The following is a 24,160-nucleotide window of genomic DNA, read 5'->3' on the forward strand; positions in this document are numbered from 1 at the left end:
GAAAGTTGCGTATGATGTCTGCAGTTCCCAAGTTTCTTCAAATCTCAAATGTGCGAAATGTGCGGAGTTGACCAAAATGAGCGTAAAAAGGCTGGAGGACATTGCGGAAGAACTTCTCACAGAAAGAAAAATTCTCGCAGTTCCGTCGGCGATTTCGCTTCATAAAACCATCGATGAGTTGCTGATGGAATTGGCTTTACAGGAAAAATATCCAAATTTAACAGTTCAAAAGAATTACCATACTGCTCCCTTTCAAATTTCTGCGGAGAAGAATGATCTCAAACGCGCCTTCACTAATATTATCACCAACGCCGTTGAGGCCATGCGGGGAAATGGGGACCTGACCATTATAACCGCGTCAGACGGCAACTCCATTCGCATTGATATCAAAGACACGGGGCCGGGAATGACGCCGGAAATTCTTGAAAAAGTTTTACAGGGTGGATTTACCTATAATAAAACGAATGGAAACGGAATTGGCATGACCGTAGTGAGAGAGGTGATCGAAAAGTGCGGAGGAAATTTAACTGCAACATCGGCACCCGGAAAGGGCACCATCTTTCACATACAAATCCCTTTACCGACTAAGGCGTCACCGACATAGTTTTGTTTCTCTCCCTTAGAAGCTGTAAGAGTGTAAAAGAAGCAATTAAAGCCCAAATCAAATTCAGAAAAAAAGGTACCCAGGCGCTGTAAATAATACTGTTGATACCCAAAGAACCGGAGCCAATCACATTCCCCAACTGATTCGGCACGGAGCGCACGCGCCAGCGTCTTGTGGCTACTTGCGCGTAGCTGAAAAGAACAACCGCAAATCCAAACCAGCCGACATAATCGCTCCAATTCACGCGGCCCTCCGCAAGTGTTTGTAAGCATTAAAAATACCAACGAGGGCGATGATGCTCCAGGCGATTTCGACAAACCCTACAGACAACACGCCTTTGCTGAAAGCGTTGATCATAACACCGCAGGCTCCCAAAATATTGATAAGATGATACAGACATCGCGTATCATCCAAATAACGATGCGACGCGAGAAAAAAAACGGCCAGAAGCAAAACCATCCCCAGCCATCCAACAATTTCAATCCACATTATTTTTCCCTTCGTCGTCGTCTTCGTCCTCTTTGGAAACGGGGTTGTCAGGGGGAGACTCTCCCCCTGACTTCAGCGAGTACGGGCTTTGCCCGTGCGAGCGAATAGATTCGCCCGGGATGGAGTATTTTCCACTCGCCCACTGCCCTAAGTCAATCAACTTGCAACGTTCCGAGCAGAAGGGCCAATAAGGATTATCCTTCTTCAGAGTTTTCTTTTTGCAGTATGGACAGGATTTAGACTGCATGTTTTTCTGATATTTCAAGCCATGGCAAAACTCAACCGCTTTTTATGACAAACGACAATGTTTCCTTTGACAAATAGGTCCAGATGTGGTCACATGTAGTCATGACGCAGGTAAAAATTGCACAATTTAAAAGTCAGTTGAGCGGATTTCTCAAACGGGTTCGCGCGGGAGAAACACTCATCGTGACAGACCGCGAAACACCCATTGCGCAAGTCCTGCCTTACCAAACTCCTTCGGACCGCCTCACGATTTTGGCGGCAAAACAGACTCCAAAAATGCTTAAAAAAATTAAAGTTCCAAAGGCACGCAAAGGCACCGATTCCTTAAAAGTCCTTCTGGAAGAGCGCTCCGACGATCTGGAGCAGAAATGAAGCCGTCCTTTTTGGATACCTCCATCCTTCTTCGGCATATTTTGGGAGAACCCAATGCCTATCAAAAGCTGAAGCAATTCGACAAAATTTATGCCAGCGAACTAACCCGCGTGGAAGCACTGCGCACCATTGACCGGCTTCGCATTCAAAATCGCTGGCCGCAAGAGGAAGTCGCATTGAGAATTCGTTTGTTAACGGCTTTCAGCGCTTCCGTGGAAATCATTCCTCTTCAGCCGGCCATTTTGCGGCGCGCTTCGGACCCTTTTCCGACGACGGTTGGAACCTTGGATGCCCTTCATATTGCGACGGCGCTTCTAATACAAATCCAGTTGAATAAATCTCTCTTGTTTCTGACGCACGACACAAGACAAGGTCTTGCGGCAGTTGCCTCCGGCATGGATGCGGAAGGATTCAACTGATTTGCCATGTTGACGCTCCTACCTCCAATGCGGGTGCGATTCAATGGCAGAAAGTCGTCATCAAATTCTACAAAATACTTGCCATAATTTCTATTAAAAGTTAGCATTAACTTCTAGTGAAAAAAGAGGCTCCAAACAAATTATTGGCTTTGTCTTTGGCAAAAGCCAAAACTGCAAGCAGGGAAGGCGTTCTCAAAGCCACGGACATTGATCGGGACACCAAGGCCCGGTTGATTGCGGCAAAGTGTTTAATGCCAATCATAAGAGGATGGTATTTACTCGCAACACCGGGAACCGGCGGTGGCAGTACTGTATGGTTTGGGGGATTCTGGTCCTTTGTAAGATATTATCTTGAAGACCGGTTTGGGAAAAAAGGATATTGTCTCTCTGCGGAATCCTCCATTGATCTTCATTCCGGTGAAAGCTCCATCGCAAACCAAATAACGGTTCTTACAAAAAAGAACAGTAATCAGATTGTCGCTTTACCCCACAACACATCCCTGTTTCTTTACAAAGAGGCCAAAAAATTTCCATTGCAAATGGAGACTCTAAGAAACATCAATGTCATGCCACCTGCATTGGCTTTATGCAGACTGTCTCCCGCCTACTTCTCAAACAAACCGCTCAACGTGGAAATCACCCTTCGCCTGCTTCCTTCTGTTTCCGACATTTCACGCATACTGCTGGAAGGGCAAATGATCTCTGCCGCCAACCGATTGGTGGGAGCTTATTTCACCCTCGGAGAGAACAACAAGGCAAATCAAATTGCAGAAGACATGGCCGCAATGGGCCATATTCTTGCGACAACCAATCCGTTCTTAACTTACGAACCAATCATCGGAAAAAGCCCCGGACTTAAATCGCCTTATACCGGACGCATCACAGCTCTTTGGGAAAAAATGCGGGACTCCGTGTTGAAAGTGTTTCCTGATGAACCGGGTTACCATCAGAAACCAGATACAATTTTTAAATATATTCACGGACTTTATTCACAAGATGCTTATCATTCCCTTTCTATCGAAGGTTATCAAATCACTGAAACCCTGATTGACAAAATCGCAAAGGGTGATTGGGACCCGGACAACAATGAAGACGATAAAAACCACAGGAATGCTTTGGCGGCCTTTGGCTATCATCAGGCCTTTGAAGCAGTAACAAAAAACATCCGGACATTGCTCGCAAAGAAAAAAAATGCCGGAGAAATTTTCGAGGAGAATTTACAAACATGGTACAGAGAACTTTTTTCGCCTTTGATACAAGCCAATCTGCTGAAAACTTCTGATCTTGCGGGGTACAGAAATAATCAGGTGTATATTCGAAACTCACGACACGTTCCTCCACCGGCCAGTGCCGTTGTTGATTGTATGGAAACTTTGTTCGTTCTTCTAAAAAAAGAAAAGAAGGCTTCGGTACGCGCCGTATTGGGACATTTTATTTTCGTTTACATTCATCCATACATGGATGGCAATGGTCGCATCGGCAGATTCCTCATGAACCTGATGTTAGTCTCGGGAGGATACCCTTGGACAATCATTCGAATGGAGCATCGAAAAGTGTATATGGATGCATTGGAACAGGCTTCCGTTCACAAAAACATCACTCCTTTTGCAAAATTTATCCTTTCAGAAATGAAGTCAAAGAACATTTAATTCAGAGTGGACATGGGGGATGTTGGTATTATAGAGACACACATCATTGGCGGGTGTGGTTCAATGGCAGAATGCGAGCTTGGCTATCTATAGGGGCTCGCGTCGCCCCCTCCAATGGCAAAGCCATTGGAGCCTCCCCCTCTCGCCGCTAACGCGGCTAGAAAAAGAAAAACAAGGGAATTGCCCTTGACGTCCCTTCACCAGCTTCGCGGTGAAGAGAAATACAACTTGCGGGTGTGGTTCAATGGCAGAATGCGAGCTTCCCAAGCTTGAGACGAGGGTTCGATTCCCTTCACCCGCTCCAATAATAATGGAAGTTTATTTATGAAACAAAGGAGGAAGAAAATGGCTACTGCAATGACGGCGGGAAAATTGAAGCACATGGAAAAGGTTGCGAATCAAAAAGGGGTTATTGCCGCGGCGGCAATGGATCAACGCGGTTCGCTTAAGAAATCGATTGCCAAGGCCAAGGGAGTTGATCCCAAAGAAATTAGTTGGGAGCAGATGGCTGAATTCAAAACGGCTGTCACCAAAATTCTGACTCCTCATGCCAGCGCCATTTTGCTCGATCCTGAATATGGAATTGAAGCGGCGAAACAACGCTCCAAAAACGCGGGGCTGTTGCTGGCTTATGAATCTTCCGGTTACGATAACACCGGCCCGGGACGTCTTCCCATTTTAATGCCGACATGGACGGTCTCTCAATTAAAAGAGGCCGGAGCCAACGCCATTAAAATTCTTTTCTATTACAATCCGTTTGAACAAAAAGAAATTAACGAAACCAAAAAAGCGTGGGTGGAAAGAATCGGCGTGGAATGTGCCTATCAGGATATCCCCTATTTTCTTGAGTTTGTCGGCTACGACACAAAAGGCGGCGAGGGGAAAGACCTTGCATTTGCCAAACAAAAACCGGAAATTGTGAAAAAGAGCATGGAGGAGTTTTCCAAAGACCGCTACCATGTCGATGTGCTGAAAGTGGAAGTACCGGTTAATCTGCAATTCACCCAAGGAACCAAATCTTTCAAAAATGAAGGGGTTGCCTACACCAAAAAAGAAGCGATGGAACACTATAAAGCTTCTGCCGCCGTCACAAAAAAACCCTTTATTTATTTAAGCGCGGGTGTCAGTGACGAGGAATTCAGGGAAAGCCTCACGCTTGCCTGTGAATCAGGCATAAAATTCAACGGCGTCCTTTGCGGCAGGGCCACATGGAAAGATGGAATTCCCGTTTATGCCAAATCAGGAATCAAGGCGCTGGAGAGCTGGCTCTCCGACCGCGGCGTACAAAACATTCAGGCTCTAAACGCCATCCTTGATAAGGGAGCCAGCTCCGTTTGGGATAAAATCAAGCGCTCTTAGGTTTGTAAAGCATCCCCAAGATAAAGCCCAAGATAATACATTCCGCGACCCCAATCGCGAACCAGTCGATGAGGAGTCTCTTGGGCCATGGCATATAGGGAGCGGAAATCAACAGCGAAGACCCGTGATAGAAAAGTCCGATCAGCAAACCGTAACGCAACCCTTGAGCCACTTTTGATTTCGCGGCTTCATAACCCGCGGCGAAAATGCAGACAAACAAGAGCCCAAAAACAAGATAACCCAGATATCCCCACCAGCGAAGAGGCACCATCGCATCCAGAGGGCGGAAAAGATGGGCATGGGCCGCATAAATTTTCATCATACAATAATGATGAAAAAACATGTCGAGCCCCAAATACAAAACGGCGATGACAAAGCCTTGGACAACCCAAGTCTTGACATCACACTTGCAATTTCCCCCGAACATAATAACCTCCCTAGCCAATTGGCCTTTGAGCGGAAAGTACACTGCTTTTAAAAAGGCGTCAATTTATGAATCTCAATGAATTCAAAAAGTTCCAGAATGTCCCCATCCTCAATCCGTGGGAAAAAACGGAGACGCATAAGACGCTTCTTGCAGGTTTGAAAGAAGCCAGAAAAATTTTAAAGAAGCCTCACCAGATTTTGGTCGGTGAAAAATGGATCGATGGCACCGAAGGCACCTTCACCAACGTCAATCCGAACGACAAAACAGAAATATACGGTCCCTTTCCCATAGCCTCGGGTACGCAGGCTTTGGAAGCCCTCGAATATACCAAAAAAATTCAGCTCTCTTGGGGAGCCAAACCTTTTCACGAAAGAACAAACATTATTCGAAAAGTGCGCGCTCTTACTTGCAAACACCAGTGGACCATCATGGGACTGTTGATGCTGGAAGTCGGGAAGACGGCTTTGGAAGCCTATGCCGACTGGGCTGAAGGCGTTGACTTTCTTGAATACTACGCCCGCGCGTGCGAGCTCATCCATGATCCCGAATTTTTAAGCATCACGGCGCTTCAACACCACACCACGCTGATGCATCCGAAACCAATTGGCGTGGGTTTAAGTCTTCCACCTTTTAATTTTCCCTTCGCCATTTTCACGGGTATGTGGGCCGCGCCAACCGTCATGGGCAATGTGTTGGTCGTCAAACCCTCTCCCAGAGCCCCAGCCACGGGCACTTTCATGGCAGAACTCATTTGTGAAGCGGGCGCACCCGTGCAACTGCTTGTGGACAGCCCCGCGCATCATGAAATCGGCCGGCTTTTGGTAAAACATCCCGATATAGCACTCATCACTCTCACGGGAAGCCGCCAAGTGGGCATGGAAATCAACCGTGTTGCGGCCGAAACAAGTCAAAGATGGATCAAGCGCGTGGTGGCTGAAATGGGGGGATGTGATTTCATCGCCGTCAATGATTTTGATGATCTGCAATATCTTTTGGATCAGGTGCAAACCAGCGCATTGGGTTTTCAAGGGCAGAAATGCTCGGCTCTTTCCCGTTTGATTGTCAAAGAAGATCTTTACGACAAAGTTAAACAGGCGCTTGTCGAACAACTCTCAAAAATTTCTCCAAAAAATGTGACGGAACCCGGTGCAATCTTGGGCGGCGTTGTGGATGAGAGAGCACAGAAAACTATTTTGGATCAATGCACTGTCGTTCAAAAAGCCGGGGCCCGGTTTTTGCTCGGCGGAAAATCGGCTCAGAATTTTCCGGGTTGGGGAGTGTCCCCTTCCATTCATGAAGGATTGAATCCTTCGCAACCCGAAACTTCCATCGAAATTTTCGGACCGGTTTTTGGACTCTATAAAGCGAAAAATTTTGATGACATGGTGCGCATTGCCAATGGCACACCCTATGCTTTAACCGGCGCCCTGTTCACAAAAAATCCAGAATTAAAAAAGAGGGCGAAAGAATTTACGGCGGGCAACATGTATCTGAACAGAAAATGCACCGGCGCTTATGTCGGCGCAGAGCCTTTTGGCGGATGGTATGGTTCCGGCACCGATGACAAAGCCGGACATTGGTCTCACCTGCTTCGCTTCATTCACTGGCAGACGATTTCGGAGAGAGTGCTATGAAAAAAATATTCTGGATTGTTTCATCACTCACACTTCTTGCAATGACAGCCTTCGCCAAACCGCTTGGGAACGGTCCGCTCAAATGGGAAGTGAATAACGACACTCTTTTCATCGACGATTTCACAATCTCTTTTCAACGGACGCTCCGCATTCCTGTTGATGGAAAGCAATATCCGCTCCCACCGGGATTGGGAAAACTTCCCCTATACCGCGTTGAAGATTACGCCAGCAAACTCCCGAAAGAATGGGTTGAACAGGGCGGCGTGTTCATGCCGATGTACCAACGCGAAGCGATGTGGATTTCTTTTGGTGGGGAAGAATGGCGTCCCAGAGCTCTCAAAATCGGCATCGGCAAAATCAATGTGCTGACCGGAGATCCATGGACTCCCGATTTAAAGCAACAAAAGGATCAGGATTATTTGGTGGCTCCAACGCCTCAACCATGGATTGATGGCATCAAAGCCGGCAAAGATTTCATCCGTCAATTTATAGCAATGCCGCTTGGAAAAAAAATGACGGTTGAAGGACAAATCACCGGTAAAGAAACAGAGGGAGGTTTGCAAATCACACTCTATGATCCTAAAAAAGGAATATTTAAAAAGCCGGTGCCAAGTCGTGACATAAAAAAGGGCGTGGGTTTTGAAATGATGACTCCTTCAGCGACCACCGCAGGGGGCACCCAAATGGGTTTGGGGGCGGGTGGCAAAATGCGCCAAAAAATTTATCCCGATCCTTACGGCTTCAACACTTGGGATCTGAAAAAATTTGGAACGCTTTATGTTCACATCGTCAACAGCACTCAATTTGAAAAAATCACGGGACAAAAACCACCGGACACACCAATCACCAAAAAAGATTACGCATTGTACAATTACCCATGGTTTGATTTGTATGACGAAAAATATTCCGACATCAACGCCAGTGAAAAACTCAAAAAAATAAAACCAGTGAAAGAGAAGAAAGAAGAATCCATTAAAGTCAAAAAAACGATTAAATTTAAAGTACCCGGGGAAAAGAAACAGGATCAAGGACAAGCGACCGGCAACTGATGTGATGATTCCATGGCAACGCTTCCTTGATGGCTTCTTCACGGATTTGAGAGGCAAACTCTAGGGAACCTCCGAAAACTGCCCATCTGCGTTGTTGCCCGCGAACCCGCAATCCTCACATACCATTAAAGGTATGCTCCGGTTGCGGGTTCACGGGCGCCTAGCATCTGGGCAGTTTTGGGAGGTTCCCAATTATCACGGTTTCCGGATGTACCCTCTAATCTAATTAAAGCCATTCGTAGTGGACGAGGTCGCTTGATTCGAAGAAAAAATTAACTTCGGCGCGGGCTGTGTCCGGCGAATCACTTCCGTGTGTGACGTTGCGTTCGATGTTGGTTCCGAAATCTTTACGCAGTGTTCCTGCGGCCGCCTTTTCAGGATCGGTAGCACCCATTGCATCTCTCCAACGTTTGATGGCGTTTTCCCCTTCAAGGCAAAGCACCACGACTGGACCACTCGTCATATATTTAACGAGACTCGCAAAAAACGGTTTTCCCTGATGTACGGCGTAAAACCCTTCCGCTTTTTTCGGAGACAGTTGCATCATTTTGATGCCGATAATTTTCAATCCCCCGTCTTCGACTCTTTTGCAAACTTCACCGATGATTCCCTTTTCCAGCGCATCTGGCTTGATAATCGCCAGTGTCTTCTCGATTGCCATTGAACTTCCTCCTTGGGCAGGACCATGGACCATAGACTATGGACCACGGACTTATTGCGTTTCTGTTTCTTCGTCTTTCTCTGCAAGACGGGCCACTGAGGTTACCTTTTCTCCTTCTTCAACATTGATCAGGCGCACTCCCTGCGTAGCTCTTCCCTGTAAAGAAATGCCGGATACTGCGGTTCGTATTATTTTTCCTTTATCGGACACCAACATGATGTCTTCGCCGTCGGTGACCTGCATCACGCCGATGACCACACCATTTTTTTCGGTCACTTTGCAAGTGAAAATACCGCTCCCGCCACGTGACTGTATGCGATATTCTTTGAGCTCGGTTCTTTTTCCGTAACCTTTTTCCGTCACTGTCAGGAGAACCGCGTTGTTGCCGTTGACAACCTCCATGCTGACAACCTCATCCCCTTTTTCAAGCTGAATGCCGCGCACCCCGCCGGCTTGACGTCCCATGTTGCGAACGTCTTCCTCATGGAAGCGGATCGCTTTCCCGCGACGCGTCGACAAAACAATTTCCTGTTTTCCATTGGTCAGTTTGGCGGCCACCATTTCATCACCTTGATCCAAACCAATGGCAATAATGCCGCTGGCTCTGGGATGACTAAACGCCGTCAATTCCGTTTTTTTGATCGTCCCCTGACGCGTCACCATTATAACCGAATGCCCTTCCATAAATTCCTTCACAGGCATGATGGCGGCGATTTTTTCTTCGGAGGAAATTTGAACAAGATTGCTGATGACTTTTCCTTTTGTCACGCGCCCCGCTTGCGGAATTTCATGGACTTTGAGCCAGAAAAGTCGTCCACGCGTGGTGAAAACCAGCAAATAACTTTTTGTTGAGGCGATAAACAAATCTTCCACAAAGTCTTCATCGCGGGTAGCCATCCCCGTTTTTCCGCGTCCGCCGCGCCTTTGCGCACGATAAATACTGACGGCGTTGCGTTTGATGTAACCGCCATGGCTGATGGTAACCACCATCTCTTCTTCCTGAATCAAATCTTCCTCGTTAATTTCTTCGGCGGCGCCCTGAATTTCTGTGCGGCGTTCATCACCATATTTGTCGCGAATTTCTTTGATCTCGTCTGAAATAATTTTCATGATGCGGCGTTCATCGGCCAAAATCGCTTTGCATTCTTTGATGAACTTCAACAATTCTTCCAGTTCTTCCAAAATTTTGGTTCTTTCAAGTCCGGTCAGGCGTTGCAGTCGCATATCCAAAATGGCCTGAGCCTGAATTTCGCTTAATTTAAACTTCAAACGCAGAGCTTCTTTGGCGGCCTGTGGTTCTTTCGATTTTTTGATAAGGGCAATCACTTCATCAATGTGATCCAGCGCAATTTTCAACCCTTCCAAAACATGGGCACGCGCCTCCGCCTGTTTGAGATCGTAAACGGTTCTGCGGGTGACCACTTCTCTGCGATGATCGATAAAAAATTGAAGCGCCTCTTTAAGATTCAACACTTTGGGTTGTTGGTGGACAATGGCCAGCAAAATCACGCCGTATGATTCTTCCATCAGAGTGTGTTTGTAGAGGTGATTCAAAACAATACCGGCAACCGCTCCGCGTTTGAGTTCCACCACAACGCGCATACCTTCTCTGTCCGACTCATCGCGAATATCGGAAACCCCTTCCAGTTTTCCTTCCTGAACAAGGTATGCAATCTGCTCGATGAGTCGCGATTTATTCACCTGATACGGAATTTCAGTGACGATAATCGCTTCACGATCCCCTTTCGCAATGGGTTCAATGAGGGCTCTGGCCCGCATGACAATTTTTCCGCGGCCCGTGGCATAGGCATTTTTGATTCCCTCTCTGCCGCAGATAAAAGCACCCGTCGGGAAATCGGGACCCGGCACATGTTTCATCAATTCTGGAATTGTGAGGGAAGGTTTATCAATCAACGAAATCAACGCATTCGAAAGTTCTTTTAAATTATGAGGCGGAATTTTGGTAGCCATCCCAACCGCAATACCATCGGAACCGTTGAGCAAAAGATTCGGAATTTTAGAGGGAAGCACCACGGGTTCCATAGTGGAGCCGTCAAAATTGGGAATAAAGTCGACCGTTTCCTTGTCAATTTCCTCCAGCATCTCCTCCGCAATTTTTGTGAGACGCGCTTCCGTGTAACGGTAAGCGGCGGCAGAGTCGCCGTCTATGGAATTATGGACAAAAACACCGGCGGCCAAAGAAAAATTGTGGGTTCCATCAACAGTAAGATCATAAACGTCAGCCCTCCCAGCGGATTCCACCGAAACAACTTTGTGGTTGAGTCTTCCATGATGCGACTGAGTAGCCAATTCCAGTGCTCTGCGGTTATTCGCAAAATAACGTTCAAAACCTTGTTCAAACCGAAGGATTCCCTTAACCTTGGTTGATTTTCGGATCTCTTCGTAATTTTTTTCTGTCAGTTCACCAAGCTGAAGCATCGCACGTTGGCAAATTGTTAAAAATCGGGATTGAGTCGTTTTTTGACCGTTACTGGAAAGATGTTTGGCGTGTTGTTCCCGATATTTTGGATTTTGCCACTGTTGTTTACTAACTTGGGAACAAAATTCCCGATAGGATGGATCACTCCACCATTTTTTGGATAAATCGCCAAAAGCTTTCCGTGCAACGGGGTCTTGCACTTTCTTGCTGGTAATCTGGGATATTTTTTCGCGATGAGCCGGGTCCGACCAAATTTTTGCGGAGATTTCCTTCATATACTCTCTCTGCAAGGCAACGTAGGCAGGGTCTTTCCACATTTTATTAAGCCATTCTTTTTGGGCTTTTTTAATGGATTCCTTCTGCTCTTTGGAACCGTAAAGCAGAACATTTTTCTTTAATCCGGCTTCGAGAATGCGTTGACGAAATTGAGAATCGTTCCAAAGCTTTCTTTTGGCTTCCATCTGTTTCTTTTGGAATGTTTTGTCTTGCCAACGGCGTTTATTTTCTTCCCCAATCGCGGCAATTGTTTTCTTACGAAATGCACTGCCTTTCCAAAGATTGGAAAGAACACTTTTCATTTTCTTTTGAAACTCTGGATTAGACCAAAGTACTTTCAAATATTCATGATGGAGACGACGATGTTCGCCCCAGCCCATGCGAATAATGTTTCTTGGGTCATTGTTTAATTTATTGAAATCTTTGTGGTGACGTACACGGCCGGCACTTTTGGGGTAGACACTTCTGTTTAAGTTATAAGCATCTGCCAGATGATGGGCAAAAACCCAGGAATCGGTAGCGGGATTATAAATCTCTTCATATTTTTTTAAATTCACATCCTTCCCATCATAAAATCGGTTGTAAAGAGGCATTAAGGAATCATCCGTTTTTAAATTTTGAGCTTCGCGATAGGTCCCATTTCGCAACATAAAACGATGGTCCGGTGTACACCGTATTTTTTCACCGTTGTCCAAAGTCACTTCTACAATGGGAGTATTTTGTTTGGTCAGGCGGGGCGCTTGAATGGGAGCCATCGCCACATTTCCATCTTGTGTAACAGTATAAGTGAAGTGGATTTTATCATTGGCGTAATCAGCGACAAGCTCCTCAAAAGATTTAGTTTCTCCATTGGCCATGCGGATTCTGGTGTCTCCCGTAAAACAACCAAAGTTTCCTTGCCCGTCGATCATGGGATAGCGCATGTTCCAGCTTTGGGCCATGCGGACCAATGTGTCATAAACGGCGGCGTCTCCGTGGGGGTGATATTTCTTAAGTACCTCTCCCACCACACCGGCGCAGTTTGAATAGCGTTTATTGGAGAGAAGTCCCTCGCGAAACATCGCGTAAAGAATGCGGCGATGAGCGGGCTTGAGACCATCGCGAATGTCGGGAAGCGCGCGACCGATGATCACGCTCATCGCGTAATCAAGATAGGAAGCTTTCATCTCCTCTTCGATATTGATTGGAACGAGTTCTGCGGACTTTGCCATGGCGACGGATTATGCAAGCCACATGCCAAAAAGTCAATTTACAAAATATCATTTCGGGAGAGTGAGAAGACGATTGAAGATGCGAGTTGCATCGCTCTTTTTTTTGCGTCTGGCGCGAGTTTATGGTTGACGCAAGTGAAAGCAGTGTAATAAGTTGCCGTCACAGCTCGTATCGGCAAAGCACAATCGCTCTTGATATCCAACAAGAGTGGAACCGCAAATGCTGATAAATCGGAGAAGGAAGGGGGGTGAAGAAAATGACAAAAGCAGAATTGGTTAGCTATATCGCCAAGGATTGCAAATGCTCCAAAGCCCTATCCGAAAAACTTCTCAACGCAACAACACACAACATCGCAAAATGTCTTCGCAAGAATGACAAAATTACACTGACAGGTTTCGGGACATTCTATCCAGCCAAGAGAAAAGGCCGTGTGGGACGCAATCCTCAGACGGGGGCCCAAATCAACATTAAGCCGCGCCGCGTTCCGCGTTTCAAACCGGGCAAACAGCTTAAAGATTGGGTTATCTAAAGTTCGTTTAGGAAGGAAGAAGTCAAGGCCCCGCAAGCGGAGCCGCGAAGCAAACTCGAAGAGTTTGCGGAGTAAAATAGAAAAGCCTTTTGAGTTTCAAACCTCAAAAGGCTTTTTTGTTTTTATATAAAACACACTCCATTTAAAACTTGAAAACATTACAAAACTTACCTACTAAGTCCCCGTGCCTATCAAAACAAAAGAAATAGTTTTTTCCCAACATGCTTTGGATCAACTGAAAGACAGAGGAACCACGCAGGAAGAAATTATTCAGACCATTTGGGAAGGGGAGATGCAAATTGCCAAAAAGGAGCGAATTTCATTCAAAAAAAACTTTCCCTTTGAAAAAACATGGAAAAACAGGCACTATTCGCTTAAGCAGGTGATGCCAATCGTTGTCGAGGAAAAAGGTTGTTACGTCGTAATTACTGTTTATGTTTTTTATTTTGGAGGACAACAATGAAAATAAAATATGATCCCCGAGTGGATGCCGCATACATATCCTTTAAAAAAGGTCCGACACAAGTTACGACGGTCCGTTTGAACGAAGACATCGCTGTAGACTTGGGCCCACACGAAGAAATCGTTGGCATTGAAATCCTAGATGCCAGCGAACACTTAAACCTTAAAGGGACTTCCTTTAAATTGGAGCTGGAAAATCTGAAAGTCGCTTAATCAAAAATCCGTTCAGGAAGAAATGAAAAAAGCCTTTTGAGTTTCAAACCTCAAAAGGCTTTTTTGTTTTTTGAACACCTGCTTGCTTTTAGACTCATATTGAGTATGATTGTACTCAATATGAGCACAACGCAAACGGCACTTCATATACTTTTTGGCTCCAGAACAAGAGCGAATCTCATCACGTTGTTTGTAACTCATCCAAATGAAGCTTTTTATGTCCGCCAATTGGCCAAACGGATTTGTCAATCCACAACTCCCGTTGTTCGTGAATTGAAGAAACTCGAAAATTTGGGTCTGGTTACCAGTGAAACAAAAGCCAATGCCAAATACTATCTGTTGAACACAGCGTCGCCCATCTACTCTGAATTGCAGTCACTTGTTCTAAAAACGACCGGCATTGGTGACATCCTTAAAAAATATCTGCAACCCTTCTCCTCTTTGTTGTTCGCATTTATCTATGGTTCCTTTGCAACCACAGAGGCAGGGCCAAAGAGCGATATTGATTTGTTTTTGATCGGTCAAATTTCCGCGAATGTACTGGCAAAAACAATCAAAGAAGCGGAAAAACAGCTCGGAAGAGAAGTGCAATATTCTTTGTTTGACAAAAAGGAATTTTTGAAAAAATCAAAAAAGGGCAATGACTTTATCGATCAAATCATCAAGGGACCCAAAATAATGTTGATCGGAGATGAAAATGAATTTAAGCGATTTGCAAAAACAGGGATGGATTAGGCCATTTAAGGCGGGCGCTTCACAGGCCAAAGACCGCCTGAATCTGGCCAAAAGGGATATTGCCACCGCCAGAAAACTCTTGGGCAGTGATTCCGACTGGGCCTTTAGCATCGCCTACAATGCTGTATTGCAAGCGGCCAGAGCATTGATGTTTGCCAAAGGCTGGCGGCCGGCAACGGGAGAAGGTCAGCATATGGCCGCCGTGCGATTTGCGAAAGCCGTCATAGGCAAGGAATTGGGAGACGAAATATATCTCTTTGATAAAATGCGCTCCAAGAGACATCGAGTTATCTATGATGTTAGCGGTTCTGTCTCCAAACAGGAGGCAAAATCAGCGTTCGATTTTGCCATACACTTTGTCGAAACCGTCGAAAAATATCTTCAGAAAATGATCAAATGAAAAAAGCCTTTTGAGTTTCAAACCTCAAAAGGCTTTTTTGTTTTTATTTCTTCTGAAACCAGGCTTCCAGTTTTTTAGAAGCCTCGCTCTTGCTTAATTTTTTACGAAACACTTCTTCGTAAATTTTGAGAACCCAATCGAGGGCATCCTGAATTTCTTTAGCTCCCGCCCTCTCCCTCAACCGTTGCATGTCGGCTTTTCCAAGCTCCAAAAGGAAAAGGGCGTTGAGTCCATCAATGCCGGATTTCCAAAACTTATAAGCGGCAAGGCGATCGACAATCAGATCTTCAAGGGAAATAATTTTCAGTGGAATGCTCTCAACATCAATTTGATCGCTTTTTTCACCCGGATTCAAAGTCGCCGATGGAAATTCGATGTAAATTTTCAGGAGCTCATTTATAAAATCTTTTCCACGCCTCTTGAAACCCAATTCTTCCATTACTTTCCAGAGTAAAGGACCTCCCATGGCAATCATGTCGATATCTTTCGTGGCATAATTGCCGTCGGTATAGAATTCAACGGCCGCACCACCCACCAAAACAGGATCTTCGCCAATTTTGCGCAGAGCTTCAGCTATCACGGCGGCAATTTTGACACCACGTCTGGCCAAATCTTTTTCCCCGGCGGCTTTGCGCAGGAGGCTTTTCAGATTATTTAAATTTTTTGAGCGCATTTTGTTTATATGGTTTTTGGCCTTTGCGACTGAGTTTGGAAATATCAAACATATTTTTGATGGATTCAACAACGGCCTTTCTCTGCGGTCTTTCTTTTTCCCACTCTGTCAGACTTATTTTGCGTGGGACATAAACCGGCGCTTCTTTTTCTCCGACCCACGAAAGAAATTCGGAATAAGGAACTAAAATGGCGGCCGGCTTACCGTTGAGTGTAATAGCCAACAGACGTTTTTGTCCACTGACCTTGGCAACTTTTTCGGAGAGCTTGGCCTTTACCTCAGTTAAAGGTTCAAAATCGATATTGAGAAGGTTGGTGTTCATAAGGGCTATTTATACTCCGCAAACTCTCCGAGTTTGCTTCGCGACCCGGCAAAGCCGTGTCTTGACTATTATAATAGTCTTTTAACTAGTCTGTCAAGATTACCCAATCTTCATCTCTTTGGGGACTTTGTTGGTGAAGTGGCAGGCGCTTTGTTGGTCTGGGCGGCCGTGATTTTCTAGCGGCGGCTCTGTGCGTACGCAGAGGTCTTCGCAATAGGTACAGCGCGGGTGGAAGGAACAGCCTGTGGAGAGTAGGATGGCGGAGGGAACGTCCCCTTTTAATGGGATTCTTTCGATTTTGTGTTCGGGATTTGGGAGAGGGACTGCGGAGATTAAAGCCTGCGTGTAGGGATGTTGTACATAAGCCAATTGTTCCGCGGGAAATGTTTCCACAATTTTTCCCAGATACATCACGGCAATGCGATCGCTGATTTGGGAGACTACTTTCAAATCGTGCGAAATAAAAATGGTGGTGAGATGAAATTGCTTCTGCAATTTTTTGAACAGATTCAAAATTTCACCCTGAATGGAAACATCCAACGCCGAAAGAGGTTCATCGGCCACAATCAGATCGGGTTTCAATGCAATGGCCCGCGCAATACCGACGCGTTGACGCTGGCCGCCGCTGAATTCGTGGGGGTATTTGTTGTAATCATCGGCACTCAAACCCACCAACTCCAATAATTCCGCAACTTCTTCTTCCCGCTGTTTAGCATTGCCGCGTTTGTGAATGATGAGGGGTTCTTCGATAATTTCACCCACCTGCATGCGGGGATTCAAAGAGGCGAAGGGGTCCTGAAAAATCATCTGCATGCGGGCGCGCAATTCTCTTAATTTTTTCTTTGAAACCGCGGAAATATCCTGTCCGTCGAAAAATATTTTCCCTGCGTTGGGTTTCAGCAAATGGATCAAAAGATTTCCCAGTGTAGTTTTACCGCAACCGGATTCTCCCACAATTCCCAGAGTTTCTCCTTTGGCTAATTCAAAGGAAACACCGTTCACCGCGTGGACAAACTTTTTTCCCCGGCCAAAAAAACCGCCGCCAGTTGGGAAATATTTCATCAGATTTTCAGCTTTCAATAAATTCATGTTTTATCCCGGATAAAAACAGCGGGCTGTCTGTTTCGGCAATTTTTCTTCCATCAACGGTTTTTCTGCGCGGCACCTCGCCTGCACTTTTGGGCAACGATTTTGAAAATAACAGGCCGCCGGCAAATTCATGAGAGACGGAACATCCCCGGGAATGGTGGCCAAAAGCTGATCCTTCGGTAATTTTTTCAAAGGCGGAATCGCGGCCAACAATCCTTTGGTATACGGATGTTGTGGTTTTGCAAAAACATCGGCACTGGGTCCCTCTTCCACCAATTCTCCCGCGTACATAACCATCACGCGGTTTGAAACTTCGGCTATCACACCGAGATCGTGCGAAATCAAAAGGAGAGCCATCCCTAGTTCCTGTTGCAATTTCGCCAAGAGCTCCAGAATTTGCGCCTGAATAGTAACATCCAGCGCCGTCGTCGGTTCGTCGGCAATCAGCAAATCGGGTTTGCAGGCTAGAGCCATCGCAATCATTACGCGTTGGCGCATACCACCCGAGAGTTGATGAGGGTAATCGTCGATTCTCTCTTTGGGAGAGGGAATCCCAACCATGTGCAGAAGTTCCAAAATGCGGGAAGTCACCTGTTTTTTCGTTCCCCCCTCATGGATAATAATCGCTTCGCCAATCTGATCGCCGATTGTAAAAACGGGATTGAGCGAACTCATGGGTTCCTGAAAAACCATCGCGATATTTTTGCCGCGAATTTTGCGCATTTCTTTTTCTGGAAGTTGCAACAAATCCGTCCCATTCCACAAAACCTCACCGCCAACGGTTTTCCCGGGCGGAGAAATAAGACGCATGAGAGATAGGGACATCACACTCTTGCCGGAGCCCGATTCCCCCACAAGCCCCACCGACTCTCTTTTGTTGATGATAAAAGAAACATCATCCACCGCTTTCACAATCCCCGCGGGAATATAAAAATAAGTCCGCAAATTTTTGACTTCCAGCAACAAAGATATCTCTCCTTTTCACCTCTCCCTTGAAGGGAATTACACGTTTTTCAACCTCGGATCAATCGCGTCTCTTAATGCTTCGCCTACTAAATTATAAGCGGTGATTGTGATAAAAATTGCGAAGCCCGGAGATAATGTGAGCCACCAAGCCACATCCATAAAGGCTTGCGCCTGAGACAAAATGGCGCCCCAACTTGGCACTTGTGGCGGAACTCCAAATCCCAAAAATGACAGCGCACTCTCGGTCAAAATTGCCGCCGCAACACCAAAGCTGGCGCTCACGAGCACCGGCGCCAAACTGTTTGGCAAAAGATGTTTAAAAATAATCCGAAAATTCGACGCGCCTTGTTGTCGAACCGCTTTCACAAAATCCTGATTCCTGAATTTCAAAAATTCCCCGCGAATCAAACGCGCAATTCCGGTCCACTGCGTTACGCCAATCACGACCATGATGTTGTAAATACTGGGACCGACGAAAGCGAGAACGGCAAGAATTAAAAAGAAAGTTGGAAAACACAGCATCACTTCAATAGCTCTGGAAATAAGCATGTCGATCCAACCGCCATAGTAACCGGCCAAGGCGCCAAGAAAAATTCCGATGGCAACATAAATACCCACCGCCACAAAACCAACACTGAGAGAAATGCGCGAACCGTAAAGAAGACGGCTCAAAACATCGCGCCCCAGATCATCGGTCCCCAACCAATGAATCCAACTTGGGGCTTTCAAAATTTGGTCGAGATCATACGCATCGGGAGAATAGGGACTGATCCACGGAGCGCCAACCGCTAAAACCCCCATGAGCAAAACCAGCACCAAAGCAATCACCGCCAATTTCGAACGGCTATATTGTTGCCAAACCAATCGCCAATAAGATTGTTTCATTATAAATTCTCTCTATCTCTCTGAAAAGGTGGGTGGCAGGCGAATGCTTGTCAGCCCGATCTTTCGGGAGGGCGTGCAAGTATTCGCCTGACAGGACCCACCTTTTCCGTGGATGTTTATTCAAATGAAATCCTTGGATCTACCATTACGTAAAGTAAATCGCTCAACAGCAAACTCACCAATGTTAACATGGCATCGATGGTTGCGATCGCCATGATGAGAGGATAGTCTCTGCTCAAGACCGCCTCAAATCCAAGTCTTCCCATTCCGGGAATTGCAAAAATTTGTTCGATGATGACACTGCCACCAAGCAAAGCCGGCAATAAAGTTCCCATCAGCGTCAACTGCGGAATGAGAGCATTGCGAAATCCGTGCTTCAAAATAACTTTCCATTCGCTCAAACCTTTGGCGCGCGCTGTGCGAATGTAATCTTGATGAACTACTTCCAGCATCGTGGCGCGGCTGAAACGCGCGAGGAATGCGAAACTGCCGTAGGTAAGACAGACAACCGGCAGAACAAGATGCCATGTGATATTCCCGAGTTTTTGAAAAAGAGAAAGATTCTCGGCACCATCCGAAATAATTCCCGCGATCGGAAACCAGTTGAGATAATCGCCGCCCGCCACAAAAACAATCAGAAGCATGGCGATCCAGAAAGACGGAAGAGAATATAAAACATACAAAAATACGGCGCTAAGTCTGTCAAACCATCCAACCGGTTTGACGGCGGACAAAATTCCCCACGGGATGGAAACAAGATAAACAATCAAAAGCGTGATGATGTTCAGCGCCAGCGTGATAGGCAACGTTTGGGCAATTTTTTTCAGCACAGGTTGATGGTCTTTGTAAGAAGTCCCAAAATCAAAAGTCACCACGCGTTTCATCCAAAGCGCAAATTGTGTTGGAAGTGGTTTATCAAGTCCGTAGAGTTTGCGGGTGTCTTCGATGATTTTTGTGGCGGCTCTTCCAGAAATCATACCCTTCGCAGAGGCATGGATCTTCATTTCCGCCGGATCACCGGGCGCCAAGCGGATCACAATAAATGTGATCAAAACAATTCCAAACATCGTTGGGACAATCATCAAAAGTCGTTTGAATAGGTATCGAAACATTTTATTCCACCATCCATTCGCGCATATCAAGACCTACAAGATGTTCTTTTACATTTTTGAATCGCTTATCCCTCGCAACCAGTTCCGGAAACGCATACAAAAAAAGATAGGGTTGGTCTTCGTACAAAATTTTATGAATCTGCTGATTTATCTGGTTCCGCTTCACCTCATTAAATTCCCGCCGTTGGTCTTCCAACAAGCGATCCGCCTCCGGATTCGAATAACCGATATAATTGGAACCTTCTTTGATCTGAGAAGAATGCCATATCTGGTACAAATCTTCGTCATTGGCGCCACGACCCCATGCCCCCAGATAGGCATCAAAGTCGTGTTCTTCAACTAGCCGGAATAAAGTAGCTATATCCAGTCTTCTTAATTCCAATTTCACACCCGCTCGGGAAAAATTTTCGCGCAGGATGGAAACCAACTGTTCCGCAAATTGTCCGCCACCCGGAAAAAGAAGTGTGAAATGAAGCGGTTTTTTTTCATCCCAACCCGCGGCCTTGAGTAATCTTTTTGCTTCTTCAATATCATAAGATATTGGCGGAAGCGTTTTGTCATAATTATTTCCAAAGGGATAATACGGTCCTGTAATAGGATAAGCCAACCCAAATAGAAGTTTCTGGTTCAGCAATGCTTTATCAATAAGGTGAGCCAAAGCAAGTCGTACTCTTTTGTCCTGAAAAACGGGTCTTCGCAAATTCCAGCCGATATAATTGTAGGGATCAAATGGGGTAATGAATTTGTGTTTAACGAATCTTTTTAAAAAAGCCGCACTGTCGGTTTGCCTTGCCCACTGGAGCGTTGTCAGATTGATAAAATCCAATTCGTTTTTTTTGAAAAGCTGAAAAGAAGTCAGCGTGTCCGGGATAATTTTGAAAACCATTTTCTGAATGCTGTAGGGTTTGGTGGTATTGTATCCCTCAAATTTTTTTAAAACAATTTGGTTTCCTGTGCGCCACTCCACGAATTGAAAGGGTCCAGTGCCAACAGGTGCGCGGTTGGCAGGATGGGAATTGAAATCCTGACCATCGTCAAAAACATGTTTCGGAACGATAACCATCAGGCCGATTGCCGTCAGGGCACCAATGTAGGGCCGGCGGTAGGTGAATCGAACCGTGTAGTCATCCACTTTCTCTGCCTTGATGATATCTTGAAGATAATTTCTGCTTGCTGCCGCATCTACTTTTGGATCCATGATTTTTTGATAGGTATAGAGTACATCATCGGCGGTAAAAGGTTTTCCGTCGTGCCACCGGATGTCGTTTCTCAGATAAAAAGTATAGTAGAGACGATCTGGCGAAACTTCCCAGCGCGTGGCCAGACGGGGAACGGGCTTTAGCGTATCCGGATCCAGATCAATGAGTTGTTCGTAAATAAATCCGTAAACGGTGAAAGCTCCTGATGTGGTAGCAATAACGGGATTGAGCGTCTCCGGATCAGTCCCCAGAGTTTGCACAAGGACATGAGGATCTTTAGGAACACTCCACTTACACCCTTGCAACAGCATAAAGAGTACAAAGATAAAACCAGTGACTATTTTGGTTTTCATTTTGTCGACTGTTGTATTTTATCTTCCAGTCTTTTTGTTTCTTCCAGATTTTTATCTTCTTTGGTTTTGCTAAAATCCAAAGCTCTCTTGAAATATTTCCGCGCCTCGTTTTTTTTGCCCTGACCAAGGAAAATATCCCCCAGATGTTCGTTGACGGTTACTTCTTTGGGAGAAGTTTGAAATGCCTTGTAAATATAAAGATAGGCTTTGTCCAGCTGGCCTCGTTGGAAATAGACCCACCCGAGGCTATCCAGAATATAAGGATCTCCCGGTTTAATTTTGAGCGCTTTTTGTATCATCGTTTCAGCTTCATCCAGATTTTTTCCCTCTTCGGCATAAGAGTAACCAATATAATTGAGTGCTGAACTGTTTTCGGGATTCAACACCAAAACTTTTTTCATCGCCTGAAGACTGGATTTTTTGTTGTGTAGTTTGTCGTAGAGAATACCGAGATTAAAATAAAGCACCTCTTCATTGGGCAATTCCCGAATCCCTTGTTTTAAAACATCAACCCCTTTTTCAAGGTTTTTCTGATCTTCGTACAGAAGAGAGAGGAGTTGATAGAATTGCGGAACTTTCGAATTTTTGTGAATCCCCTCTTTTAAAATACGTATCGAGTTATCATTCTGTTTAAGCTCATTATAAATGGAAGCGGCATGGATAATGCCGTCTTTATAAACACCGGAGGATTTCGGAATTTTGACAAAATATTCGATCGCTTCGGGATAGCGTTTCAGTTTTTCAAAAATCAAACCAAGGTAGTAATAAATGCGATCGGCATTGGGGTTCACCTTCAAAATATTTTTCAAACGGACTATTGACTCATCCACATCTCCCAGTTCCTGATACAAGAGAGCAATATGAAGTTTGGTTCCCAAATCGGAGGGATATCGCTCTTCTATCACCAAAAACTGGTCCAGAGCCTCTTTGAATTTGTTTTGATTGAGATAAATCTGCGCGATTTGTTGACGGATGCGGATGTTGTCCGGGTCAATCTCCAAACATTTCTTAAAAAAACGCAGACCCTCATTTTGATTTTTAAGATACGTCAAATGAATCGTGGCCAGATAAATATAAGCGGAGACAGAATCGGGTGTCTTTGCCAGTAGGCGGTTAAGCACAACCACCGCTTCTTTGTATTTCTTTTGGTCAATAAGACTTTGTGCCAGCTTCAGGTAATTTTCTTCCCGCGCGGGAGATTGTCTTATAAGCTTTTCAAAAATTTTGGCAGCTTGGACGGGGTCTCCTGATGCCTCAAGGATGGAACCCCAAAGCAGTTCGGCATCTTTCCAATCGGGTTTTTGTTTCAAAACTGCCTGAATATTTTTGGAGGCTTCTTCCCACCGGTGGAGCTGGGCATAACGTTCCGCCGCTATAAATTGTAAATAGGGATCATGCGGAAAAACATAATTTGTTTTTTCCAAATCACGAACGGAATCTTCCATCTTTCCCGCGTAGGCTTCCAGATTGGAACGAATGAGATAATAATACGGATCTTCTTTGAGTTTGGGTTTGGGCGCCACCGCCGTTTTTTGCTGATGCGCGCAACCCAGTGCAAAAATAAAAGCCGGTATTAAGATGAGAAGAGCTCGCTGTTTCATGAAGTTTTTATTTAGAGCATATCTCATAAATGTTGTCATCCTGAACTCATTCGCTTCGCTCAGTGTAAACTCCGTGAAGGATCTGTTTGATAACAAAGTGGATTCGAAGCACAGCGAGGAATGACAGATCTCTAAAACAATTTATGAGATGCCCATTAATAACATCTTAAGTTTGAAAGTAAATTAGGAATTCCTTGTTTCCTTCGGGCCCCAACAGCGGCGATTCACAAACTCCTTTCAAAGCCCATCCCTCTGAAATTCCCGCTTTGGTAATTTTATCAACCGCCCAGTCATGCAGTGCGGGATCTCTGACAACCCCCTTGGGTCCAACCTGATGACGCGCCACTTCAAACTGGGGTTTGATAAGGGCAACCACAATGGCTTTTGGATCCAAAAAAAGTTTCAGGCGGGGAAAAACAAGTTCCAACGAGATGAAGGCGACATCAATGACTGCCAGATTGATTTTTTCCGGAACGTCCGCTGGCGAAAGATAACGGATATTTTGCCGTTCCAGCACAACCACGCGCGGGTCTTTGCGGAGTTTCCACGCCAACTGCCCATAACCCACATCCACCGCATAAATTTTTTTGGCGCCCCTCTGCAAAAGGAGGTCCGTAAAGCCGCCGGTGGAAGCGCCCACATCGAGACAAACCCAACCGGTGGGGGAAATGGCAAACGTATCCAGTGCCTTTTCCAGTTTCAGACCACCCCGGCTTACAAACTTTTGCGGAGTTTTTTGTTTCACCCTACCACCTGCTCTCGGGCAAAATGCCCGCTTTGTGCG

27 protein-coding genes and 1 tRNA gene are annotated in these 24,160 nt (G+C 45.6%); 13 read left to right on the top strand and 15 right to left on the bottom strand.

The window, feature by feature from the left end; genetic code table 11:
- Positions 1 to 76 precede the first annotated feature (76 nt).
- Positions 77 to 604: a HAMP domain-containing histidine kinase gene (locus HY877_00580; protein MBI5298785.1), complete on the top strand. Its 528-nt coding sequence runs from the start codon at positions 77 to 79 to the stop codon at positions 602 to 604.
- On the opposite strand, the gene HY877_00585 is transcribed toward HY877_00580, so the two are convergent.
- Genes HY877_00585 through HY877_00595 form a run of 3 tightly spaced genes read right to left on the bottom strand, consistent with a single transcriptional unit; the run spans position 585 to position 1,340 of the window.
- Entirely contained in the window at positions 585 to 848 is a 264-nt protein-coding gene (locus HY877_00585) for a hypothetical protein (GenBank protein ID MBI5298786.1), read from the bottom strand. The two genes, HY877_00580 and HY877_00585, sit on opposite strands and share 20 nt — an antisense overlap.
- Positions 845 to 1,093 (bottom strand): hypothetical protein, encoded by a 249-nt coding sequence (locus HY877_00590; protein MBI5298787.1) that lies wholly within the window; start codon positions 1,091 to 1,093, stop codon positions 845 to 847. The genes HY877_00585 and HY877_00590 overlap by 4 nt, the downstream gene beginning before the upstream one ends.
- Positions 1,083 to 1,340 (bottom strand): DNA gyrase inhibitor YacG, encoded by a 258-nt coding sequence (locus HY877_00595; protein ID MBI5298788.1) that lies wholly within the window; start codon positions 1,338 to 1,340, stop codon positions 1,083 to 1,085. The genes HY877_00590 and HY877_00595 overlap by 11 nt, the downstream gene beginning before the upstream one ends.
- 83 nt (positions 1,341 to 1,423) lie before the next feature.
- On the opposite strand from HY877_00595, the gene HY877_00600 reads away from it, so the two are divergent.
- From HY877_00600 to HY877_00620, 5 genes are all read left to right on the top strand, one after another.
- Positions 1,424 to 1,711, top strand: coding sequence for a type II toxin-antitoxin system prevent-host-death family antitoxin (locus tag HY877_00600; protein ID MBI5298789.1), 288 nt, complete (start codon positions 1,424 to 1,426; stop codon positions 1,709 to 1,711).
- Positions 1,708 to 2,130 (top strand): type II toxin-antitoxin system VapC family toxin, encoded by a 423-nt coding sequence (locus tag HY877_00605; protein ID MBI5298790.1) that lies wholly within the window; start codon positions 1,708 to 1,710, stop codon positions 2,128 to 2,130. Before HY877_00600 ends, HY877_00605 begins: the two co-directional genes overlap by 4 nt.
- Positions 2,131 to 2,246: 116 nt before the next feature.
- Positions 2,247 to 3,779: a Fic family protein gene (locus HY877_00610; protein ID MBI5298791.1), complete on the top strand. Its 1,533-nt coding sequence runs from the start codon at positions 2,247 to 2,249 to the stop codon at positions 3,777 to 3,779.
- A 230-nt stretch (positions 3,780 to 4,009) separates the two neighbouring features.
- A tRNA-Gly gene (locus HY877_00615) sits at positions 4,010 to 4,083 on the top strand.
- A 41-nt stretch (positions 4,084 to 4,124) separates the two neighbouring features.
- Positions 4,125 to 5,138 carry a tagatose 1,6-diphosphate aldolase gene (locus tag HY877_00620; GenBank protein ID MBI5298792.1) on the top strand — a complete coding sequence of 338 codons (1,014 nt, stop codon included), beginning with the start codon at positions 4,125 to 4,127 and terminating at the stop codon, positions 5,136 to 5,138.
- Here HY877_00620 and HY877_00625 read toward each other — a convergent pair.
- The gene (locus HY877_00625) at positions 5,125 to 5,565 is read right to left on the bottom strand and encodes a hypothetical protein (protein MBI5298793.1); all 441 of its coding nucleotides are present in this window, start codon (positions 5,563 to 5,565) and stop codon (positions 5,125 to 5,127) included. The two genes, HY877_00620 and HY877_00625, sit on opposite strands and share 14 nt — an antisense overlap.
- Positions 5,566 to 5,630: 65 nt before the next feature.
- On the opposite strand from HY877_00625, the gene HY877_00630 reads away from it, so the two are divergent.
- Together HY877_00630 and HY877_00635 are read left to right on the top strand one after the other, a co-directional pair.
- Positions 5,631 to 7,199 carry an aldehyde dehydrogenase family protein gene (locus HY877_00630; protein MBI5298794.1) on the top strand — a complete coding sequence of 523 codons (1,569 nt, stop codon included), beginning with the start codon at positions 5,631 to 5,633 and terminating at the stop codon, positions 7,197 to 7,199.
- The gene (locus HY877_00635) at positions 7,196 to 8,248 is read left to right on the top strand and encodes a hypothetical protein (protein ID MBI5298795.1); all 1,053 of its coding nucleotides are present in this window, start codon (positions 7,196 to 7,198) and stop codon (positions 8,246 to 8,248) included. Before HY877_00630 ends, HY877_00635 begins: the two co-directional genes overlap by 4 nt.
- Positions 8,249 to 8,474: 226 nt before the next feature.
- Here the strand turns inward: HY877_00635 and ndk are convergent, their stop codons facing one another.
- Positions 8,475 to 8,909 carry a nucleoside-diphosphate kinase gene (gene ndk, locus HY877_00640; protein ID MBI5298796.1) on the bottom strand — a complete coding sequence of 145 codons (435 nt, stop codon included), beginning with the start codon at positions 8,907 to 8,909 and terminating at the stop codon, positions 8,475 to 8,477.
- Between the two features lie 51 nt (positions 8,910 to 8,960).
- Positions 8,961 to 12,836, bottom strand: coding sequence for a DNA gyrase subunit A (gene gyrA, locus HY877_00645; GenBank protein MBI5298797.1), 3,876 nt, complete (start codon positions 12,834 to 12,836; stop codon positions 8,961 to 8,963).
- 257 nt (positions 12,837 to 13,093) lie between these two features.
- Here gyrA and HY877_00650 point away from each other — a divergent pair, with 257 nt between their 5' ends.
- The 5 genes from HY877_00650 (at position 13,094) to HY877_00670 (ending at position 15,176) form a co-directional block, all read left to right on the top strand.
- Positions 13,094 to 13,366 carry an HU family DNA-binding protein gene (locus HY877_00650; protein ID MBI5298798.1) on the top strand — a complete coding sequence of 91 codons (273 nt, stop codon included), beginning with the start codon at positions 13,094 to 13,096 and terminating at the stop codon, positions 13,364 to 13,366.
- 184 nt (positions 13,367 to 13,550) lie between these two features.
- Positions 13,551 to 13,829, top strand: a complete 279-nt coding sequence (locus tag HY877_00655; GenBank protein ID MBI5298799.1) for a DUF4258 domain-containing protein — start codon at positions 13,551 to 13,553, stop codon at positions 13,827 to 13,829.
- Positions 13,826 to 14,041, top strand: coding sequence for a DUF2283 domain-containing protein (locus HY877_00660; GenBank protein MBI5298800.1), 216 nt, complete (start codon positions 13,826 to 13,828; stop codon positions 14,039 to 14,041). Before HY877_00655 ends, HY877_00660 begins: the two co-directional genes overlap by 4 nt.
- Before the next feature lie 120 nt (positions 14,042 to 14,161).
- Positions 14,162 to 14,776 (top strand): nucleotidyltransferase domain-containing protein, encoded by a 615-nt coding sequence (locus HY877_00665; protein ID MBI5298801.1) that lies wholly within the window; start codon positions 14,162 to 14,164, stop codon positions 14,774 to 14,776.
- The gene (locus HY877_00670) at positions 14,739 to 15,176 is read left to right on the top strand and encodes a HEPN domain-containing protein (GenBank protein MBI5298802.1); all 438 of its coding nucleotides are present in this window, start codon (positions 14,739 to 14,741) and stop codon (positions 15,174 to 15,176) included. The genes HY877_00665 and HY877_00670 overlap by 38 nt, the downstream gene beginning before the upstream one ends.
- A 43-nt stretch (positions 15,177 to 15,219) precedes the next feature.
- Here the strand turns inward: HY877_00670 and HY877_00675 are convergent, their stop codons facing one another.
- From HY877_00675 to HY877_00715, 9 genes are all read right to left on the bottom strand, one after another.
- Positions 15,220 to 15,849 carry a hypothetical protein gene (locus tag HY877_00675; protein MBI5298803.1) on the bottom strand — a complete coding sequence of 210 codons (630 nt, stop codon included), beginning with the start codon at positions 15,847 to 15,849 and terminating at the stop codon, positions 15,220 to 15,222.
- Positions 15,827 to 16,171 carry a type II toxin-antitoxin system Phd/YefM family antitoxin gene (locus HY877_00680; protein ID MBI5298804.1) on the bottom strand — a complete coding sequence of 115 codons (345 nt, stop codon included), beginning with the start codon at positions 16,169 to 16,171 and terminating at the stop codon, positions 15,827 to 15,829. The genes HY877_00675 and HY877_00680 overlap by 23 nt, the downstream gene beginning before the upstream one ends.
- A 99-nt stretch (positions 16,172 to 16,270) precedes the next feature.
- Entirely contained in the window at positions 16,271 to 17,260 is a 990-nt protein-coding gene (locus HY877_00685; GenBank protein MBI5298805.1) for an ATP-binding cassette domain-containing protein, read from the bottom strand.
- 3 nt (positions 17,261 to 17,263) lie between these two features.
- Positions 17,264 to 18,232, bottom strand: coding sequence for an ABC transporter ATP-binding protein (locus HY877_00690; GenBank protein ID MBI5298806.1), 969 nt, complete (start codon positions 18,230 to 18,232; stop codon positions 17,264 to 17,266).
- A 30-nt stretch (positions 18,233 to 18,262) separates the two neighbouring features.
- Positions 18,263 to 19,111 carry an ABC transporter permease gene (locus HY877_00695; protein ID MBI5298807.1) on the bottom strand — a complete coding sequence of 283 codons (849 nt, stop codon included), beginning with the start codon at positions 19,109 to 19,111 and terminating at the stop codon, positions 18,263 to 18,265.
- Positions 19,112 to 19,227: 116 nt separating this feature from the next.
- Positions 19,228 to 20,223 (bottom strand): ABC transporter permease, encoded by a 996-nt coding sequence (locus HY877_00700; GenBank protein ID MBI5298808.1) that lies wholly within the window; start codon positions 20,221 to 20,223, stop codon positions 19,228 to 19,230.
- A 1-nt stretch (position 20,224) separates the two neighbouring features.
- A complete protein-coding gene (locus HY877_00705; GenBank protein ID MBI5298809.1) occupies positions 20,225 to 21,775 on the bottom strand; it encodes a hypothetical protein in 1,551 nt (516 codons plus the stop codon).
- On the bottom strand, positions 21,772 to 23,403 hold the full coding sequence (locus HY877_00710; GenBank protein ID MBI5298810.1) for a tetratricopeptide repeat protein: 1,632 nt from the start codon (positions 23,401 to 23,403) through the stop codon (positions 21,772 to 21,774). The genes HY877_00705 and HY877_00710 overlap by 4 nt, the downstream gene beginning before the upstream one ends.
- Positions 23,404 to 23,542: 139 nt before the next feature.
- The gene (locus HY877_00715; GenBank protein MBI5298811.1) at positions 23,543 to 24,121 is read right to left on the bottom strand and encodes a TlyA family RNA methyltransferase; all 579 of its coding nucleotides are present in this window, start codon (positions 24,119 to 24,121) and stop codon (positions 23,543 to 23,545) included.
- Positions 24,122 to 24,160: the final 39 nt, after the last annotated feature.

Source organism: Deltaproteobacteria bacterium (assembly GCA_016213065.1).
Lineage (GTDB): Bacteria > UBA10199 > UBA10199 > SPLOWO2-01-44-7 > SPLOWO2-01-44-7 > JACRBV01.